This is a genomic window from Myxococcales bacterium (genome assembly GCA_016716835.1).
Classification (GTDB): domain Bacteria; phylum Myxococcota_A; class Polyangia; order Haliangiales; family Haliangiaceae; genus JADJUW01.
Window position 1 is genome coordinate 2364623 of record JADJUW010000001.1, and the last position, 19681, is coordinate 2384303.

The window sequence follows — 19681 nt, forward strand, 5'->3', positions numbered from 1 at the left end:
TCGCGTCGCGAGCACTGCGCGCCAGGTGTCTGCTACCTTCGGCCGATGCACCTTGAACGGAAAAATCGTTGTCTCGTGGTGACGGCGCTAGTTGGGTTGGCGTGGGCTGGTGGCGCGAACTCCGCAAGCGCGCAAGCCTGCCACGCCCAACCAACGGCGCCAGGGAACGGAGGCGCGGCCAACGGCGGCCCACCCAAGCTGTATGTTGCCACCAGCGTCACCACGCGCTTTGCAAGCTTTCACCGCACCGTTGGCGCCGGACAGGTGCTCACCCTAATTCCGGGCGTGACGGTGGCGCGCGGCCCGTTGTCTATCTACGGCGATGTGACGCTGAGCACCCGCTCGTTTCGCGGCGACGTGGCCTCGGCGCATGGCAATTGGACCTTCGGCGCGGCGGGCACGTGGTGGACACAAAGTCCGAAATCCGGACAACGAGTTGGCGTCACCATAGACGTGGCCGGCATGGCGCCGGGCGGCCGCGACCAACTGCTCGCCGATGATCATTGGATGGTCATGCCAGCCGTGGTTGGCCACGTCGCGTTGCGCGCCTGGCGCTTCGACCTTGGCGCGATGTACCACCACTCATTTGTCAGTGGCGATCACAGCTCGGATTTTCATATTCTCAACGTCGTGCGGCCGATGCGCCATCGCGGCGAGTCGTTTACCTTTGGCGCGACGCACACGGTGTCGCCTCGCGTGGCGGTTGACGTCAGCGGCGTCGTAAATGTTAGCTCAAGCCTGCAAATAGGCAGCGCCGGGCTCGCTTATGCCGTAAGCGACGGCTTGCAGCTCACCACCCGCATCGGGATGGTTTCGCTGTTTTCCAAGCTCGACCCCGTGGTATCCGTGGCGCTAGCGCGCGCGTGGTAGCGAACGTGAACTACGTCGACGCCATAGCAGCGCCATGGCGACGAGCAGCACCGGCGCGCTGGCGCTAGGGCCACCAGTCGTGCGGCACGCGCAGCCACCGCCACCACCCACGGTGATCTCGCCTGGCGGCGCCGTATCGCACGCGTCGCCGAGGCCATCGCCGTCTTCATCGGCCTGGTCGACATTGGCGTCGCTTGGGCAATTATCCAGCGCGTCTTCGATGCCGTCGTCGTCGCCGTCGATGAAGTCATCGTCGCAGGCGTTGCCGATGCCGTCGTCATCAACGTCGGCCTGGTCAGTGTTGGCATCCAGCGGGCAGTTGTCGTCGACGTCATCCACGCCATCGCCATCATCGTCGTCGCTGCAGGCATCGCCCACGCCATCCTCGTCGGCATCTTCTTGGCCGGCATTGGCGAGCAACGGGCAGTTGTCGTCGTCGTTAAGCACGCCGTCGCCATCGGCATCATTGGCGCAGGCATCGCCCTCGCCGTTGTTGTCGACGTCATCTTGGCCGGGATTGGCGACCAGCGGGCAGTTGTCGTCGACGTCATCGACGCCATCGCCGTCGTCGTCGGCATCGCCGGCGTCGCACGCCCCGTCGACGTCCAGATCGGCGCCGTCGGCGCTGGTGTTGAACGTGCCACCGCTGCAGTCTTCGCAGCTATCGCTGTCGCTGTCTGAACACACGAACGGATCGGCGTCGTCGCTGTCGTCGACATCAAGCGCACCATCGGCGTCGTCGTCGTCATCGCCGTCGTCGCACTGACCGTCGGTGTCGAAGTCGGCGCCGTCGAGCGCGAGGTTGAACGACCCACCGCTGCAGTCTTCACAGCTATCGGTGTCATTGTCCGAGCACACGAACGGATTGGCGTCGTCGCTGTCGTCGCCGTCGAGCGCGCCGTCATCATCGTCGTCGGCGTCGCCGGCATCGCAGGCGCCATCGCCGTCAAAGTCGCTGCCGTCGTCGCCGAGGTTAAACGTGCCGCTGCTGCAATCTTCGCAGCCATCGCCGTCGCTGTCGGAGCACACGAGCGGGTTGCCGTCGTCGCTGTCGTCGCCGTCGGGCGCGCCGTCATCGTCATCGTCGCCATCGCCGTCATCGCACTGCCCATCGCCGTCAAAGTCGGTGCCGTCGAGTGCCAGGCTAAAGGTCCCATTGCTGCAGTCCTCGCAGCCATCGCTGTCGCTATCGGAGCACACGAGCGGGTTGGCGTCGTCGCTGTCGTCGCCGTCGAGCGCGCCGTCATCATCATCGTCGCCGTCGCCGGCGTCGCACTGGCCATCGCCATCGAAATCGTCGCCGTCGTTGCCCACCGCGCCGCCCGAGCCACCCACGCCGGTGTTGGTGCAGTCATCGCAGCCATCGGTGTCGACGTCGCGGCACACGTTGGGGTTGGCGTCATTGATGTCGGTCACGTTGTTGACGCCGTCGTCGTCGAGATCGCCGAGCGGCCCGTCGTTGTCGTCGGCATCGAGGTAATCCGCCAAGCCATCGCCGTCGGTATCGGGCGCGGTGAGGTCACACGCGCCTTCTTGAATATCGGGCAGGCCATCGCCATCGCGGTCAAAGCGCGGCATCGGCCGCAGCACCATCGCCCAGTCGTCGAGCGTATTGCCGCCGGTGACCTGGATATTAATTGGCTTGTCGGCCGTGATGTTCCACAGGCCGCCCGAGGCCAGCACGATGAAGCCATCTTCGTCGATCGTCGTGACGGTCGGCGCGCCACCGTTGCTGTAGGTCACTTCCGTCGCGTCTTCCACCGCAAAGATGATGGCGCCTTGGGTTTGTGAGTGAATGAGAAAGGCACGCGCCGCGCGCCCGATCGCGCTGGTGAGGTCGTCGCCCATGTGTTGCACCGCATCGCCACCCTGCGTATCGCCCGCCCACACCGAGACGCTGCCGGTTGAGACCACCAACTTCCACCGGCCCGTGCCGCGGTTGCCGTTGTAATAGACGGTGCCCGCCGCGACGCTGATATCGGTTAGCGCCGGCACGGCGAGCCCCGTGCTTAGGTCGTACAGCGTAAACACGGCCGCAGTGGTGTCGGGGTTAAACACCGCGAACGCGCCGCGCTGCCACCCATTGGTTGCAAAGAAGAAGGTCTTGCCGTCGTCGTTATCGCAGTCTTCGCCCTGCGCGCCGCCTGCGTCCGGCACCGGTGGCACCTGCGTATTGCCATTGACCGTGGTGCTCTGAATCGAAATGACGCCGGTGGCGGTAACGGTGTACACGGCGCCTGCCGCGAGACTCGGCACGGTCCAGCTGGTCTCCGCGGTCATAACTTGTGACGTCACCAAGGTGCCGCTTGAATCGCGTACCTCGACGGTGGCGGCGTCGCGCGCATAGACGACGATCGACGGATGCCCACCGACCGCGATCGGCGAGATGATAAAAGAATTCGAATAGAATTTTTTACCGTCGAGTGCCGGAAAGAAGTAGGTGCCCGACGCGGTACAGCAGTCGCGCTCCATTTGAATCAGCATGGGCTCGGAGACGTCGACGCGAAAGCGCCGCGCCGTGGCGCCCATGGCGACGGTCACGCGCTGCAGGCGATTAATCGTGCCGCTCGTGATCAGCGTCTGCGATGGCAGCTCGGTGACCGTGTAGGTGGTGCCATCGGTGTAGCCGATGAGGCGTAGATTCGTCGTCGCCGGGGGCGTGCTGCCGTAATAGATTTGTGACACCGCGTGCGCGTCGGTGGGCAACGCTATAAATGATGCAAACGCGAGGGTGGCAGCCAGCCACAAACGAAACGCCGAGGTCTTCATAAAAAGATTTCATCACAATGTGAGGCGATGGCCAAATTCACCCTCGTAAGCCCGGGGTTTATATAAGGCACGCCTGTTTCCACCCTGTCAGGGATGAATGGTAAACAGGCTGGTGCTCGGAGTGCCGCGTAGCGCCGTTTTGTCCGCTGAGGATGTGCTGCGCGAAACCTTTGGCTATGAGGCCTTTCGCGCCGGCCAAGCCGAAGCGATTGAGGCCAATCTCGCGGGGCGCGATGCCGTGGTCTTGCTGCCCACCGGTGGCGGGAAATCGCTGTGCTATCAGGTGCCGGCCTTGCTTCGGTTCCGCGCGGGGCTTGGCACCACGATCGTTATTTCGCCGCTGATTGCGCTGATGAACGATCAGGTCGCGGCGCTGCGCGGGCGAGGCGTGGCGGCAGCCGCGCTACACAGCCACCTAGATGACGCGGCGCAACGCGAGGTGATCGCCGATCTGCGGCGCGGCGCACTCGCGCTTATATATGTGTCGCCTGAGCGCGCGGCCCTGGCGAGTTTCCAAGCGCTGGTCGGCAGCCTTGCCATCGCAACCATCGCGATCGATGAGGCCCACTGCGTGTCGCAATGGGGCCACGACTTTCGCCCTGAGTATATGCAACTGCATGCGCTGCGCCGAGTGGTCAAGGCCCCCGTGCTAGCCGTCACGGCCACGGCCACGCCGCAGGTCATGCGCGAAATCGTTAAGGGCCTCGACTTGACCGATCCACTCATCGTTGCTGGCGATTTCAGGCGACCCAACCTGGCGTTTTCGGTGGTGCACGCCTCAGCGGACGCGACGCGGCAACAAATTGTCATGCAGGCCCTGACCACCCTTGGGTTGCGCGAAAAGCTCGGCGCTGGCCGCGCCATCATTTATTGCAGCACGCGTGCCAAGGTCGAGACGGTGGCCGAGGTGCTGAAGCAAAATGGCTTTGCGGTCGGGTATTATCACGCCGGGCGAACTGCCTTGGCCCGCGAGCGCGCGGAGCGCGGCTTTGCCGTGCGCAAGACGCGCGTCCTCGTGGCCACCAACGCCTTTGGCATGGGCGTCGACTATCCTGACGTGCGGCTGGTCGCGCATTTTCAGGCCCCCGCAAGTCTCGAGGCGTATTATCAAGAAGCTGGTCGAGCCGGTCGTGATGGCGAGCCGGCGGCATGCCTCATGCTATTTGGCCCAGGCGATCTGGTCACGCATCGGCGCATGCAGCAGCACAGCGGCGGCAGCGCCGGCACCGCGCATCGGCAGCAGCTGGCGCTGGCGGCCATTGAGGCTACGCCAATGGCGAGGGATGTCGCCAACATGCCATTTGCGAGCATTTTACCGCGGAAGCGATTGGGCCCGCATGCGGCCTTTGCGATGTCTGCACGGGCACCATTGACGTAGCCACCGACGCGCAGGACACGCCAGGCGCCCCACGGCGCGCACCGGCCAAGGCACCCCGCGCGCGCGCAGCGACCAAGACTAAGCCAGCCGCCCGCACACGGCTGGCGCGCGGCACCCAGCGCATTTCCGGCGTCAAATTCGACCTCGACACGTTTCGCAAACGAACCGCGCGCCAGCTGCGGTGGAAGCCGTACATGGTTTTGCAGCAGGGCGTTATCGCGGCGATTGATGAAGCGAAGCCAACGTCGCTAGAGGCGCTGGCGCGCATTGCAGGCCTGGGGCCCGCAAAAATTGCCCGGTTTGGCCGCGAAATCCTGGCGATCGTCGCGCGTAATCGGCAATAGTCGCCGCATGTACGCCCACCTCAATAATCAATTCAAAAAGACCCTAGGCCAAATGGATATCTGGCTCGCGCGCGCGACCGAATACGCCGAGGGCAAGAAGTTCGATCCAAACGTGTTTGTGACCATGCGCTTGGCGCCTGATCAGCTGCCGTTTGCCAAGCAAGTCCAAATCGCGTGCGACACCGCTAAGCTCGGCGTTTCGCGCCTAACTGGCAAGCCGGCGCCGGAACACCCCGACACCGAGACGACCATCGCCGAGCTGGGGGCGCGCGTCAAATCCGTCATCGGCTATCTCAACGACTTCAAGCCCGCTGATTTCGCCAATGCCGCCACCGCCGTGATCACCCAGCCGCGCTGGGAAGGCAAAGTGATGACGGGTGCCGACTACATGGTTGAGTACGTGCTGCCGAATTTTTTCTTCCACGCCTCGCACACGTATGCCATCTTGCGCCACAACGGCGTGCCGCTTGGCAAAAAAGACTACCTCGGCGCGCTGTCGCAGCGCCAGCCCTAGCCTAATTGCCGGCGGCGCGCGACTCGACGCCTGACCGCCGTCGTCGCCACGCCTTGCCTGAGGCCAACCACATGGCCATCAACGCCACGATTGGGAAGAGCGCGCCGCCGCCGCTAGCTGAGGCCGCGCAGCCGCCGCCGCCCTTTGGCTCCGGCCCTGGACCCGGCGGCTCTGGTTCGTCGACGCCAAGATCATCGTCGCCGTTGTTCGGATCCGTCTCGCCGTCGTCGACGCGGCCGTTCTGATTGGCGTCTTCATCGCCGTCGTCGACGCCGCCGCCATCGCTATCCGCCTCAATCGGCGACGTCTGGGTCGACGGATCCGCATCAGCGACAAAATTTCCTGCCGTAGCATTGGTATCGGCATGGGCCGTGGTGATTCCAACCTCGGTCCCATCAGCCAGGCCGTCGTTGTCGCTGTCGGCATCGAGCGCGTTCACGAGGTCATCGCCGTCGAAGTCGTCGCAAGGCGATGCTTCATCACCATCGAGGACGCCATCGTCGTCGCTGTCGGCATCGTCGGTCGCCGTGGCGCAGGCAAGTTCTTGCACGTCGGGTAGGCCATCGTCATCGCGGTCGGGAATTTCAAAGTCGTCGAGGCCCGCAACAGGGTTGGTCTCGCCGACATCCACGCGACCATTGTGATTGGCGTCTTCCTGCCCATCGCCAATGCCGCCGTTATCGCTGTCGGCCGTCAGCACGCCTGAGCGCGTGCTCGGATCGGCGTCGGCCACATAGTAGCCTGCCGCCACATCCGTATCGGTGCTCGCCGCGATCAGGCCAAACTCGAGACCATCAAACAGCCCGTCGTCATCGCTGTCTGGATCGAGCGCGTTGATCAAGCCATCGCCGTCGCTATCTACGTTGGCGTTAGGCTCGAGGCCATCGATGATGCCATCATCGTCGCTATCGCCATCAAACGGATCCGTGCCGATAAAGATCTCTTCCGTGTCCGAGAGGCCATCGCTGTCGGCATCGACGATGCCGGTGTCGTCGGCGCCATTATTGGGATCGGTCTCGCCGGCGTCATAGGAGCCGTTGTAGTTGCTGTCCTCGGCGCCGTCCGGAGTGCCGCCATTGTCGCTGTCGGCGTTGCGAGGGTTGGTCGTGGTGCTTGGATCCGCATCGGCAATAAACGTGCCTCGGCTCATGTCGGTACCGGCATGTGGCGCGGTGCGGCCGAGCTCCGTGCCGTCAAAGAGGCGATCGTTGTCGCTATCAGGGTCAAGGGCGTTGATCGCGCCGTCGCCGTCGGTGTCTTGGTTGTAGCCGGGCTCGCTGCCGTCGACGACGCCATCATCGTCGCTATCGGCGTCGTTGGGCTTAGTGCCGATAAGGGTTTCGGCCGCGTCGGACAGGCCATCGCCATCCGCATCGCCAAGATCGCAGGCATCGCCTTGGCCGTCGGCATCGGCGTCACTTTGCGCGGGGTTGAAGTTGATGGCGCAGTTGTCGGCGGCATCGAGCAGGCCGTCGCCGTCATCGTCGGCGTCACAGACGTTGCCTGCGCCGTCGCCGTCGGTATCAAGCTGGTTGCTGTTGGCGGCCAGCGGGCAATTGTCGAGCGCATCGGCGGCGCCGTCGTTGTCGTCGTCGGGGTCGCAGATGTTGCCTAGGCCGTCGCCATCGCTATTTAGCTGATCGGGGTTGGCCACCGTTGGGCAGTTGTCGAGCGCATCTTGGATGCCATCGAGATCGACGTCGGGCACGCACACCGTCGGCTCACCGCCGCAGATCCAACCGGGCTCGATCGTGCAGCTCGCAGAACAACCGTCTCCGCCTTGGGCGTCGCCGTCGTCACAGACCTCGGCGCCATCAATCGAACCATCGCTACAGACCCAAACTTCAAATGGGATCGTCGTCGAGCTGGCGCTGAGATTGCCGGCGACGTCGGTCTGCCGCGCGCTTACGCTATGGGCGCCCGGCGTCAGCGCGACCGCTGGCGAACAGATAAACGAACCAGCCGCGCACACCGCGGTGCACAGGGTTGATCCACCTTCGAGCACCGCGACCGTCGCCGCCGTTTCGCAGGTGCCGATAAACGTGGGCGTCGTGTCGGTGGTGCCGGTGTTTGAGGACGGCGCGGTGATCACCGGCGCATTGGGCGCGGTCGTATCAACGGTGAGGGTGCGCGCGGCCGAATCGCCAGAGACATTGTTGCCACCATCGCGCTGGCGCGCAAAGTACGCGTAGGCACCCGGGGTGAGCACGGCCGCGCAACTAAATGCCCCGCCCGCGGTACAGGTAGTTGAACACAGCAGGCTGCCTGACGTGCGCACCTCGACCGTCGCGGCCACTTCACAGGTGCCGACAAACGACACGTTGGTGTTATTGGTCGTGGTTGGGTTCGCGGGCGACGTCACGACCGGCGTCGGAGGTGCGATGGTGTCCACGGTGAAGGTTCGCCCTGCCGAAAGCGCGCCGACATTGCCGGCGGCATCGGTTTGCCGAGCCGTGGCCGTGTGCACCGCATTGCTCAGCGCCGCGCCGCTACAGCTATAAGCCGCCGCGGCGCAGGTGGCGGCGCAATAAGGCGAACCGCCGACGTAAACTTGGACCGATGCGGCCGTTTCACAGGTGCCGCCTATGTTCGGCGTCGTGGTATTTACCGTGGCGTTGCTGGCAGGCGTGCTGATGCCTGGTGCCGCCGGCGCGGTGTTGTCTATGGTAAAGAGGCGGGGGCTGGTCAACGCGCCTGTATTGCCTGCCAAGTCGGTTTGGCGGGCGGTGGCGCTGCGTTGCCCATTGGCGAGCGGCGTCGCGCTCGCGCACGCAAACGTACCGCTCGCACACGTCGTCGCGCAGTAGGCCGCGCCATCGACCAACGTTTCAACTTGGGCGCCCGTCTCGCAGATGCCGCTGATCGTTGGCGTCAGGTCATTGGTGAAGCTCGCCGCCTCCGGGGCCACGATAATCGGTGCTGCCGGGGCGGTCGTATCGACCGTGAACGTCACCGAGCTGCTCGGGCTCGCATTGCCGGCGGCATCTTCTTGCGTCGCGGTCAATGTGACGCTGCCCTGCGCCAGCGTCGTCGATGTGCACGAGAACTGCGAAGCGGCACACACCGCCGAGCAGCGCACCGTCGCGCCTTGGGTAATTGTTACCGTCGCTGCGGTTTCGCAGGTGCCGCTCACCAGCGGCGTCGTATCGGCGGTGTGGCTGCCCGTCGCGGGCGCGGTGATAAATGGCGTCGTCGGTGGGACGGTATCGATGGTAAAGGCTAGCGTCGCCGAGACCGCGCTGAGGTTGCCCGCGGCATCGGTTTGACGCGCGGTGGCGAGGCGAGCACCATTGCTCAGCGACGTGCCGCTGGTGCAGGTAAACGCGCCGGCGACGCAGGTCGTCGCGCAGTAGTTGGTGCCGTCGACCTGGACCTGCACCGAGGCCGCCGTTTCGCACGAGCCGACCAAGGTCGGCGTAGCGTCGGCGATCGTCCCGGTTGGCGAGCTTAGACTTGGCGCGCCTGGGGCGACGGTATCAACCGTAAAGTTTATCGACGTGGAGAGCGCGCTGGCATTGCCGGCTTGATCGGTTTGCAGCGCGGCGACCGCATGGACCGCATTGCTCAGGGTGGCGCCAGTGCAGGCAAAGGCGCTGGCGGCACAGGTCGCGCTGCAATACGCGCTGCCATCGACGCGGACGCTTACGGCCGCATTTGTCTCACAGGCACCCGTGACCGTGACCGTATTGTCATTCGTGGCTAGGCCGGACGTTGGGTAGGTGATGCTTGGGGATGCCGGCGCGGCGTTGTCGATCACGAAATTTCGGTCAAGGCTCGCGACGCTGTTGCCGGCGAGATCGGTCGACAAGGCCCAAACAACTTTTGCACCGACGGCCTGCACCGAGGCGACGCAGCTAAAGGCGCCCGCGACACACGACGCGCTGCACCAGGTGCCATCGTTGTCTTCGATTGAGACCTGCGTACCCGTTTCGCACGAGCCACTAAGCGTCGGCGTAGTGTCATTGGTGAAGCTATTCTGCGTTGGCGACGCAATTGCCGGGGTCGCAGGCGCGACCGTATCGATGGTAAAGACCCGATTTGCGCCGTCGGTGATGCCATTGGCATTGCTGGCGCGACCATAGATCGTATGGCTGCCTTGGCTCAGCGCGCTACTCGTACAGCTAAACGCGCCGCCGCTGCACGCGATGCTACATAGCGTCGACGCGCCTTCTCGCACCGAGATGGTCGAGCCGTTCTCACACGTGCCGCTAACCGTCGGCGTCGTGTCCGCGACGTAGGCTCCTGCCGCGGGCACCGTAAGGCTTGGCGCCGCAGGCGGCGGCAAGCTGATCGTGAAGCTGCGATCGGCGCTGCTGCCGATGTTATTCGCGGCGTCAGTTTGCTCCGCGCGCACCGTCTGCGGCCCATTCGCCAGTGCAGCCGTCACACAAGAATACGCGCTTGCCGTACAAGCTGACGTACAGGTCTGTGAGTCGCTGCTGTCATACACTCGCACCGTCAGGCCGGTCTCGCACGTCCCACTCACCGTCGGCGTCGCGGTTGTCACCGTCGCCCCATTGGCCGGCACGCTCACCGTTGGCGCCGGCGCGGTTACGTCGATCGTAAAGCCGCTCGTCGTGCCACCGCTGATATTTCCGGCCAAGTCGGTCTGGGTCCGCGTGATCGTCTTGCTGCCCGACGTCATCGTATTGGACACGCAGCTATAGGTCCCGCTCGTGCACGTCGACGTACACCGCGTCGTCGCGCCTTCTTTCATTGTCACGATCGCGCTGCTTTCGCAGGTCCCCGTAAACGTCGGCGTCAACGTGTTTACAAGCGCCCCCGACGCCGGCAACGTCGCCCCAGGCGCGCTCGGCGCCACCGTGTCGACAAAGAAGTTCCGATCGGCGCTGGAGGAAATATTGTTCGCGAGGTCCACCGACTCCGCGTGAATCGTTCGGCCGCCGTCCGCCAACGCGCTGGTTACGCATCCATACGTCCCGCCGCTGCACACCGCGGTGCACAGCAAGGTATCCGCGTTGTCGCGCACGTACATTTGCGTCGAGGTCTCGCACGTGCCGGTCACCGAGACCGTATTGTCATTAGTATAACTAAACGCCACGGGCGTCGTAATCGTCGGCGCGCTCGGCGCCGTCACGTCGATCGTGAAGCCGCTCGTCGTACCTCCGCTGGTGTTGCCGGCCAGATCGGTCTGCGTCCGCGTGATCGTCTTGCTGCCCGCGGTCATTTGGTTTGACACGCAGCTATACGCACTGCTCGTGCACGGCGCCGTACATCGCGTCGTCGCGCCCTCGGCAATCGTCACCGTCGCACCCGTCTCGCACGTTCCCGTAAACGTCGGCGTCAACGTATTCACAAAGGCGCCCGCCGCCGGCAACGTCGCGCCAGGTGCGCTCGGCGCCGTCACGTCGATGATAATCGTCCGCGTCGCGCCCACCGTGTCGCCATTGGCGTTCACCGCGCGCGGCGTCAAGATCCGCGTACCCGAGCCAAGCACGCCGCTCGTGCAGCTAAACGTATTGCTCGTGCACGCCGCCGTACACCGCGTCGTCATGCTCTCTTCGATATACACATTCGTCGTATTGCTGCTCGTGCACGTCCCGCTCACCAGTGGCGTCGTGTCCGCCACATACGCGCCGGCTAGCGGCGACGTGATCACCGGCGAGCTCGGCAACGGCAGGCTCACCGTAAAGTTGCGATTCGCCGTTGTCCCAACGTTGCCGGCGCTATCGGTCTGCGTCGCCGTGATCGTATGCGCCCCTTGCAGCGCCAGCGGACTGCTCACGCACGAATAGGCGCTCGCCGTACACGTTGCCGAGCAAATAATCCCGTCCGCCGTGTCATAAATTGCCACGCCGCCAATACTATTTTCACACGTCCCACTAATCGTAGGCGTCGACGTCGTCACCGTCGACCCTTGCGTCGGTACTGAGATCGTCGGCGTCGGCGCCGTCACGTCGATCACAATCCCGCCCATCGTCGAGCTACTTTGATTGCCAGCCAGGTCGGTCTGATAGCGCGCGATCGTCTTGCTGCCCTCGCCTAAGGTCCCCATCGGCGTGCAGCTATACGCGCTGCTTGCGCACGTGGTCGTGCACACCGTCGAGCCATTGGACTGGATCGTCACCTGCGCCCCGCTCTCGCATGCACCCGTGAAGGTCGGCGTCAGATCGGCTACGAACGTCGTATTTGGCAGCACCGCCGTCGGCGCGCTCGGCGCCGTCACGTCGATCGTGAAGCCGCTCGTCGTACCGCCGCTGGTGTTGCCAGCCAGATCGGTTTGCGTCCGCGTGATCGTCTTGCTGCCCGCGGTCATTTGGTTTGACACGCAGCTATACGCACTGCTCGTGCACGGCGCCGTACATCGCGTCGTCGCGCCCTCGGCAATCGTCACCGTCGCACCCGTCTCGCACGTTCCCGTAAACGTCGGCGTCAACGTATTCACAAAGGCGCCCGCCGCCGGCAACGTCGCGCCAGGTGCGCTCGGCGCCGTCACGTCGATGATAATCGTCCGCGTCGCGCCCACCGTGTCGCCATTGGCGTTCACCGCGCGCGGCGTCAAGATCCGCGTACCCGAGCCAAGCACGCCGCTCGTGCAGCTAAACGTATTGCTCGTGCACGCCGCCGTACACCGCGTCGTCATGCTCTCTTCGATATACACGTTCGTCGTGTTGCTGCTCGTGCACGTCCCGCTCACCAGTGGCGTCGTGTCCGCCACATACGCGCCGGCTAGCGGCGACGTGATCACCGGCGAGCTCGGCAACGGCAGGCTCACCGTGAAGTCATTCGCCAGGGTGTAGGAGGTGTTGCCGGCCAGATCCGTCTGCACCGCGTCGACCGTGTGCGCGCCACCGCTGAGCGCCGGCCCGGTGCAGGAATAGGCCAAGCTCGTGCACGTCGCGCTGCAGTGGTTAATTGAATCCACCCGCACTTGGACGGTACGGCCGTTCTCGCTGCAGCTACCCGATACCGGCGGCGTCGCCGTTGTCACCGTCGACCCTTGCGCCGGGTTGCCCACGCTTAGGCTCGGCGCCACCGTGTCGACAAAGAAGTTCCGATCGGCGCTGGAGGAAATATTGTTCGCGAGGTCCACCGACTCCGCGTGAATCGTTCGGCCGCCGTCCGCCAACGCGCTGGTTACGCATCCATACGTCCCGCCGCTGCACACCGCGGTGCACAGCAAGGTATCCGCGTTGTCGCGCACGTACATTTGCGTCGAGGTCTCGCACGTGCCGGTCACCGAGACCGTATTGTCATTGGTATAACTAAACGCCACGGGCGTCGTAATCGTCGGCGCGCTCGGCGCCGTCACGTCGATGATAATCGTCCGCGTCGCGCCCACCGTGTCGCCATTGGCGTTCACCGCGCGCGGCGTCAAGATCCGCGTGCCCGAGCCAAGCACGCCGCTGGTGCAGCTAAACGTATTGCTCGTGCACGCCGCCGTACACCGCGTCGTCATGCTCTCTTCGATATACACGTTCGTCGTATTGCTGCTCGTGCACGTCCCGCTCACCAGCGGCGTCGTGTCTGCCACATACGCGCCGGCCGCCGGCGACGTGATCACCGGCGCGCTCGGCAGCGGCAGGCTCACCGTGAAGTCGTTGGCCAAGCTATAGCCGGTGTTGCCCGCCGCGTCGGTCTGCACCGCGTCGACCGTGTGCACATCATCGCTGAGCGCCGGCCCGGTGCAGGAATACGCCAAGCTGCTGCACGTCGCGCTGCAGTGGTTGATTGAATCCACCCGCACTTGGACGGTACGGCCGTTCTCGCTGCAGCTACCGCTCACCGGCGGCGTCGCCGTCGTCACCGTCGAGCCTTGCGCCGGGCTGCCAACGCTCACGTTCGGTTCCGTCACGTCGATGACAATCCCGCCCGTCGTCGAGCTGCTCTGATTGCCAGCTAGGTCGGTCTGATACCGCGCGATCGTCTTGCTGCCCTCGCCCAAGGTGCCCATCGGCGTGCAGCTATACGCGCTGCTCGCGCACGTCGTCGTGCACACCGTCGAGCCATTGGACTGAATCGTCACCTGCGCCCCGCTCTCGCACGCCCCCGTGAACGTCGGCGTTAGGTCGGCCACCAACGTCGTATTTGGCAGCACCGCCGTCGGCGCGCTCGGCGCCGTCACGTCGATCGTGAAGCTGTTCGACGACCCGCCGCTAGTGTTCCCCGCCGGATCCGTTTGGGTCCGCGTGATGGTCTTGCTACCTGCCGTCATCGTATTGGAAACGCAGCTATACGCGCTGCTGCTGCAAACATCTGTGCACCTCGTCGTACCGCCCTCGCGAACGGTCACGGTCGCGCCCGTCTCGCACGTTCCTGAAAACGTCGGCGTCAGCGTGTTTACATACGCTCCTGACGCGGGCACAGGCGAACCGGGTGCGCCAGGCGCTGTCACGTCGATGATAATCCCGCCCGTCGTCGAGCTGCTTTGATTACCAGCCAGATCCGTCTGATAGCGTACGATCGTCTTGCTGCCCTCGCCCAAGCTCCCGCCCGGCGTGCAGCTATACGCGCTGCTTGCGCACGTTGTCGTGCACACCGTCGACCCGTTAGACTGGATCGTCACCTGCGCCCCGCTCTCGCACGCACCCGTAAACGTCGGCGTCAAATCCGTGACAAACGTCGTTCCTGGCAGCACCGCCGTCGGCGCGCTCGGCGCCGTCACGTCGATGATAATCGTCCGCGTCGCGCCCACCGTGTCGCCATTGGCGTTCACCGCGCGCGGCGTCAAGATCCGCGTGCCCGAGCCGAGCACGCCGCTCGTGCAGCTAAACGTATTGCTCGTACACGCCGCCGTACACCGCGTCGTCATGCTCTCTTCGATATACACGTTCGTCGTATTGCTGCTCGTGCACGTCCCGCTCACCAGCGGCGTCGTGTCTGCCACATACGCGCCGGCCGCCGGCGACGTGATCACCGGCGCGCTCGGCAGCGGCAGGCTCACCGTGAAGTCGTTGGCCAAGCTATAGCCGGTGTTGCCCGCCGCGTCGGTCTGCACCGCGTCGACCGTGTGGGCACCAGCGCTGAGCGCCGGCCCGGTGCATGAATATGCCAGGCTGGTGCACGTCGCGCTGCAGTGGTTGATCGAATCCACGCGCACCTGCACGGCCCGCCCGTTCTCGCTGCAACTGCCGCTCACCGGCGGCGTCGCCGTCGTCACCGTCGAGCCTTGCGCCGGGCTACCCACGCTCACGCTCGGCTCCGTCACGTCGATCACAATCCCGCCGGTGGTCGAGCTGCTTTGATTACCAGCCAGATCCGTCTGATAGCGTACGATCGTCTTGCTGCCCTCGCCCAAGCTCCCGCCCGGCGTGCAGCTATACGCGCTGCTTGCGCACGTTGTCGTGCACACCGTCGACCCGTTAGACTGGATCGTCACCTGCGCCCCGCTCTCGCACGCACCCGTAAACGTCGGCGTCAGATCGGCCACGAACGTCGACCCTGGCAGCACCGCCGTCGGCGCGCCCGGCGCCGTCACATCGATCGTGAAGCCGCTCGTCGAACCTCCGCTGGTGTTCCCGGCCAGATCGGTCTGCGTCCGCGTGATCGTCTTGCTGCCCGCGGTCATTTGGTTCGACACGCAGCTATACGCACTGCTCGTGCACGGCGCCGTACAACGCGTCGTCGCGCCTTCTTTCACCGTTACCGTTGCGCCGCTCTCGCACGTCCCTGAAAACGTCGGCGTCAGCGTGTTTACATACGCCCCCGCCGATGGCACCGGCGAACTCGGCGGGCTTGGCGGCGTTACATCGATCGTAATCGTCCGCACGTTTGACGAAGGACTATTTTCGGCGAGGTTGTTGGTTGCGATGGCGTGGTAGCTATTCGTGCCCAGCGGCAGATCGCTCGCGGGCGTGCAGGTATAGCTATCTCCGCCGGTGCACGTCGTCGTGCAACGAATCGTTGCGCCGGTGCGAATCGTGATAGTTGGAGCCGGCGCGGTGGATTCGCAGTAACCCGTAAACGTCGGGCGCAAGTTATTGAGGTAGACGTTGTTGCCTGGGACATCGATCGACGGCGCCAACGGTGCCACAAACATGACCCATACCGGACCTTGGGGCGGCTCATTATCCGCGACCGATGCCTCTTCATTTGGCGCACGTTCATCCGACGTCGTCTCGCAAGCACCGACGAGAAGTGCGAGCAGCCCACCTACGACGACGCCCCACACTGCCCCAAATTTTGGCATCACCGACTGATGTTACGCGACGCCTCGAATGGGCCGCAAGCCGTGAATTTCCGCACAGCGAGGCCAGACCACCACCATGTGGTGTGGAGCGAGACCTTGACCTACATGGTAGCTACAGGCAATCAACCGCGCAGTTGACCGTGGTCTCTTGAGGGGCCGAGCAAACGATATCGCCACAAACCGAGCAATCCGCCGCGCACACCGCGAGGTTTTCGCTAGGCCCGCAGTAGGCATCACCACACGTCGTGGCCCCGGAACAATCCACCGCGCAGCGCGCTGCATTTTCAAGCAGCGAGTCACAGCTGGCATCGCCACACCGCGGTGCGTCGATTGGACATGACGATTCCGGCGGACAGATGGGGGCACAAAATCCCCAGCAATCCGGATCGTCGCAGCCGCTTAGGCCATCGCCATCGACGTCGGAGTCGCCATCGCAGAGTTCGTCGCCAAGCGCAGGCGAATCCCACCCATATAACCATGTGTCGTTGAAATCTTCGCCTGAATTTAAGCCGCCAAACAACACCACGCGTTGCGTGGCCGCGTCATACGCCATGGCCGCCTCATCGCGACGCGTCGGCGGCGCAAGGTCGTTTACCTCAGACCACGCCACGCCATCGAACTCCCACAAATCGTCGAGGCTGCCGGAGGCATCTTTGCCACCAAACACGATCACGCGCCCTCGCGCCGCATCGTAGGCGCTGACGTGCTTAAAGCGCGCGTCCGGTTGCGCCACGCCAAGCGGCAAGGTCACCGGGGACCATCCCGCGGCATCATACGTCCACGTATCGTTGCGGTAGGTGCCTGTGCCTGAAGGACCAAAGCCCGCAAAAAGCACCATGCGCGCCGCGATCGCGTCATAGGCCAACGTCGCGCCTTCGCGACCGATTGGCCCCGAGACGCCAATTTGCGCCCATGCCGAGCCATTCCATTCCCAGGTGTCGCTCAGCCGCGTGGAGCCTACGCTGTTGCCGCCGAACATGACGATGCGTTTTCGCGCGGTATCGTAGGCCATGGCATGCAAGCGGCGTGCACCAGGTCGCTGGCCGGCCGGGATATTCTTTTCGCTCCACCCAAGCCCATTCCACACCCACGTATCGTTGAGCGCCGCGCCGCCGCCAACGCTGGTACCGCCAAATAGCACGACCTCCCCATGCTCGGCATCGTAGGCCATGGCGTGATTCTTGCGAGCCAGCGGCATGGTACCCGTGATCTTTGCCCACGCGCCCGCATGCCAAACCCACGTCGCGTCGGCGCGTCCGGTCTCGCTGCCGCCAAACAAGATCACCTGTTGCCGCGCGGTATCGTAGGCCGCCACGTCGCCCGAGCGCCCAACGGGCGGCGATTGCGGCGTGACTTCAGCCCAGGCCGTGCCCGTCGTAAATTGCCACGTGTCATTTGCAAACCCACCCGCGACATCGCCCCCAAACAAGACGAGCGTCTCGCGCTGCGCGTCGTAGGCAATGGCATGGCTCACGCGCGCGCTCGGCAGCGGTGCCGCGATATTGCTGCGCAAGGCCCACGCCGTGCCGTTGTGCTCCCACATGTCATTTTGGTTGGTGCCCGCGAGCCCGCCGAAAAGGACCACGAGCCGTCGCTTCGCATCGTAGGCTAGGCCATGGCCACTGCGTGCGCTCGGCAGCGGGCCGTTGGTATTGTTTGCCCACGTCGCGCCGTTATACGTCCACGTGTCGCTAAGCAACGTGCTGGCGGCGCCGGTGCCGCCAAAAATAATGATGCGGCTGCGCGCGGCATCGTAGGCCATGGCATGCCGACTTCGCACTGGCGGCTTAGCGACCGCTGCACCCACCGTCCATGCGACGCCATTCCACTCCCACGTATCGTCGAGCCGGACGCCAAAGGCGTCAATGCCGCCAAAGAGCACCACGCGCCCGCGCGCGGCGTCGTAGGCCATGGCATGTCCCGAGCGCGCCGAAGGAGCGGTGGCCAAACCCGACCCGGCGTTGGTCCATGTCGAGCCATCCCACGTCCACGTGTCGCCCAGCACGCTGGTCCCGACGCCGCCAAAGACAACGACGCGACCGCGCCCCGCGTCGTACGCTGCCGCATGGCCACTGCGAGCCGGCGGCGCAACCGCGACTTCGCGCTTCACCCAGCTAAGGCCGTTAAACTCCCAGGTATCATTGCGCAGCGTCGCGCCGCCAAAGAGCACCACCTTGCCGCGCAGGGGGTCAAACACCATCACGTGGTCCTTGCGCGCCGGTGGCGGCATCGGTGTCGCCGCGGTCCACGAGGCGATCTCTAGGCCGCAGTCATGCGTGCAGCCATCGTGCAGACGAAAATTGCCGTCGTCGCACAGCTCACCTGCCAAATAGTCAGGCAGGCCATTGCCACACGTCTCATTGGACTTGCAATCGAACGAACAACCATCGCCGGGCGCGATGTTGTTGTCGTCGCAGACTTCGCCGGCCGCCGCTTGCACGGTGCCGTCGCCGCAACGCCCACCGCACGCCGCCGTATCAAAGCCACACGCGGTGTTACACGCCAGCGCGCCACCATAAAACCCCAGCGTCTCGCAATCAAAGCCCCCAAGATCCGCACCATCGCAGAGCTCGTCGCCGGCGCGCAGATCATCGCCGCAGCGCCCGGTACAGGCCGTAACCACGGTTTGGCAAAAATCGTTGCACGCCAGCTCACCGCCGGTGAAGCCCGCGGCGAGGCAGGTATTGGCGCCAAAATTAGTGCCATCGCAGGTCTCGCCAGTTTCGATCTCGCCATTGCCGCACGACGCGAGCACGCACACGCCGGCATCACAGGTGCCCCCGATGCCGCCGACGCGGCATTCATCGCCATCGACGTTGGCAGCGCATGCGGTCAACTGCGCGGGTTCGACACAAATCGCGGCCTCGCTGAGCTGCTCGCAGCTGCGATCTTCGGGACACAGCAAGTCGTCGCACGTCTCTAGCTGCGGCGCGACGCGGCACGCACCCAACCACACGACGGCCATAGCCAGCCCGATGCGCACGTGGGTTGGCAACAAGGCGCGCGGGTGCATGGGCGAATCGTCGCGCGAAACCGCATGGGTCACAAGGGGCACATGTCGTGGCGGCGAGGACGAGCGCCGCGCGCCGCGTTATTTGGTGGGCACGTCGCAGACGCCAGCCGCATCAGGCGCGCAGCGACCGGTTAGGCGCATCCGGTTTTTTGCAAATAGATCGTAGGCGACGCCTAACGCTTGTGAAATCCCAGGCAAGCGCGATGCCCACACCAGGCGAGGAAACCCGACAAGCGCATACAAGCGGCGAAATACCTCGACGCCCTCGATCCATTCGCCATTGGGGAGGCGACCCTGGATGCGGTCCATAAAATCGCCAATGGATCGCCCGTACGCCGCGGGCTCAAAATCGGCCGCCGCGATGTCAGTGAAGCGAATACGGCCGTGCACGTCGCGCTTCTGCAGCACGCGCGTTTCGCGCATGCACACAGGGCACGCGCCGTCGTAAAACATTTCAATATCGAAGGTGCCGGTGCTCATAGGCTACGGCCTAGCATGAACCACAGCACACGGAACAACTTGATTACCTGGTGGAGATAAGGGGTCTCGAACCCCTGACCTCATGAATGCCATTCATGCGCTCTACCAACTGAGCTATATCCCCAGGTCAGGGCGGGTTCTTACCGTTGTCGCCCCGGCGCTG

General features: G+C 64.4%; 8 protein-coding genes and 1 tRNA gene. 4 read left to right on the forward strand and 5 right to left on the reverse strand.

The genetic code is table 11. The features are described 5' to 3' along the window. Nucleotides 1-45 precede the first annotated feature (45 nt). On the forward strand, nucleotides 46-870 hold the full coding sequence (locus tag IPL79_10470) for a hypothetical protein (GenBank protein MBK9071411.1): 825 nt from the start codon (nucleotides 46-48) through the stop codon (nucleotides 868-870). On the opposite strand, the gene IPL79_10475 is transcribed toward IPL79_10470, so the two are convergent. After that, nucleotides 853-3639 carry a thrombospondin type 3 repeat-containing protein gene (locus IPL79_10475; GenBank protein ID MBK9071412.1) on the reverse strand — a complete coding sequence of 929 codons (2787 nt, stop codon included), beginning with the start codon at nucleotides 3637-3639 and terminating at the stop codon, nucleotides 853-855. The two genes, IPL79_10470 and IPL79_10475, sit on opposite strands and share 18 nt — an antisense overlap. Before the next feature lie 97 nt (nucleotides 3640-3736). Here IPL79_10475 and IPL79_10480 point away from each other — a divergent pair, with 97 nt between their 5' ends. Genes IPL79_10480 through IPL79_10490 form a run of 3 tightly spaced genes read left to right on the forward strand, consistent with a single transcriptional unit; the run spans nucleotide 3737 to nucleotide 5875 of the window. After that, on the forward strand, nucleotides 3737-5017 hold the full coding sequence (locus IPL79_10480) for an ATP-dependent DNA helicase RecQ (protein ID MBK9071413.1): 1281 nt from the start codon (nucleotides 3737-3739) through the stop codon (nucleotides 5015-5017). Beyond that, the gene (locus tag IPL79_10485) at nucleotides 4939-5361 is read left to right on the forward strand and encodes an HRDC domain-containing protein (protein ID MBK9071414.1); all 423 of its coding nucleotides are present in this window, start codon (nucleotides 4939-4941) and stop codon (nucleotides 5359-5361) included. The genes IPL79_10480 and IPL79_10485 overlap by 79 nt, the downstream gene beginning before the upstream one ends. Nucleotides 5362-5368: 7 nt before the next feature. Then, nucleotides 5369-5875 (forward strand): DUF1993 domain-containing protein, encoded by a 507-nt coding sequence (locus IPL79_10490; GenBank protein ID MBK9071415.1) that lies wholly within the window; start codon nucleotides 5369-5371, stop codon nucleotides 5873-5875. Between the two features lies 1 nt (nucleotide 5876). Here IPL79_10490 and IPL79_10495 read toward each other — a convergent pair whose 3' ends face one another. The 4 genes from IPL79_10495 to IPL79_10510 form a co-directional block, all read right to left on the reverse strand. Then, a complete protein-coding gene (locus IPL79_10495) occupies nucleotides 5877-16028 on the reverse strand; it encodes a thrombospondin type 3 repeat-containing protein (GenBank protein ID MBK9071416.1) in 10152 nt (3383 codons plus the stop codon). 109 nt (nucleotides 16029-16137) lie between these two features. Further along, complete coding sequence (locus tag IPL79_10500; protein MBK9071417.1) at nucleotides 16138-19038, reverse strand: hypothetical protein; 2901 nt, start codon at nucleotides 19036-19038, stop codon at nucleotides 16138-16140. A gap of 78 nt (nucleotides 19039-19116) precedes the next feature. Continuing rightward, complete coding sequence (locus IPL79_10505; GenBank protein MBK9071418.1) at nucleotides 19117-19518, reverse strand: DUF393 domain-containing protein; 402 nt, start codon at nucleotides 19516-19518, stop codon at nucleotides 19117-19119. A gap of 48 nt (nucleotides 19519-19566) precedes the next feature. Then, a tRNA-Ala gene (locus tag IPL79_10510) sits at nucleotides 19567-19642 on the reverse strand. Between the last annotated feature and the right edge of the window lie 39 nt (nucleotides 19643-19681).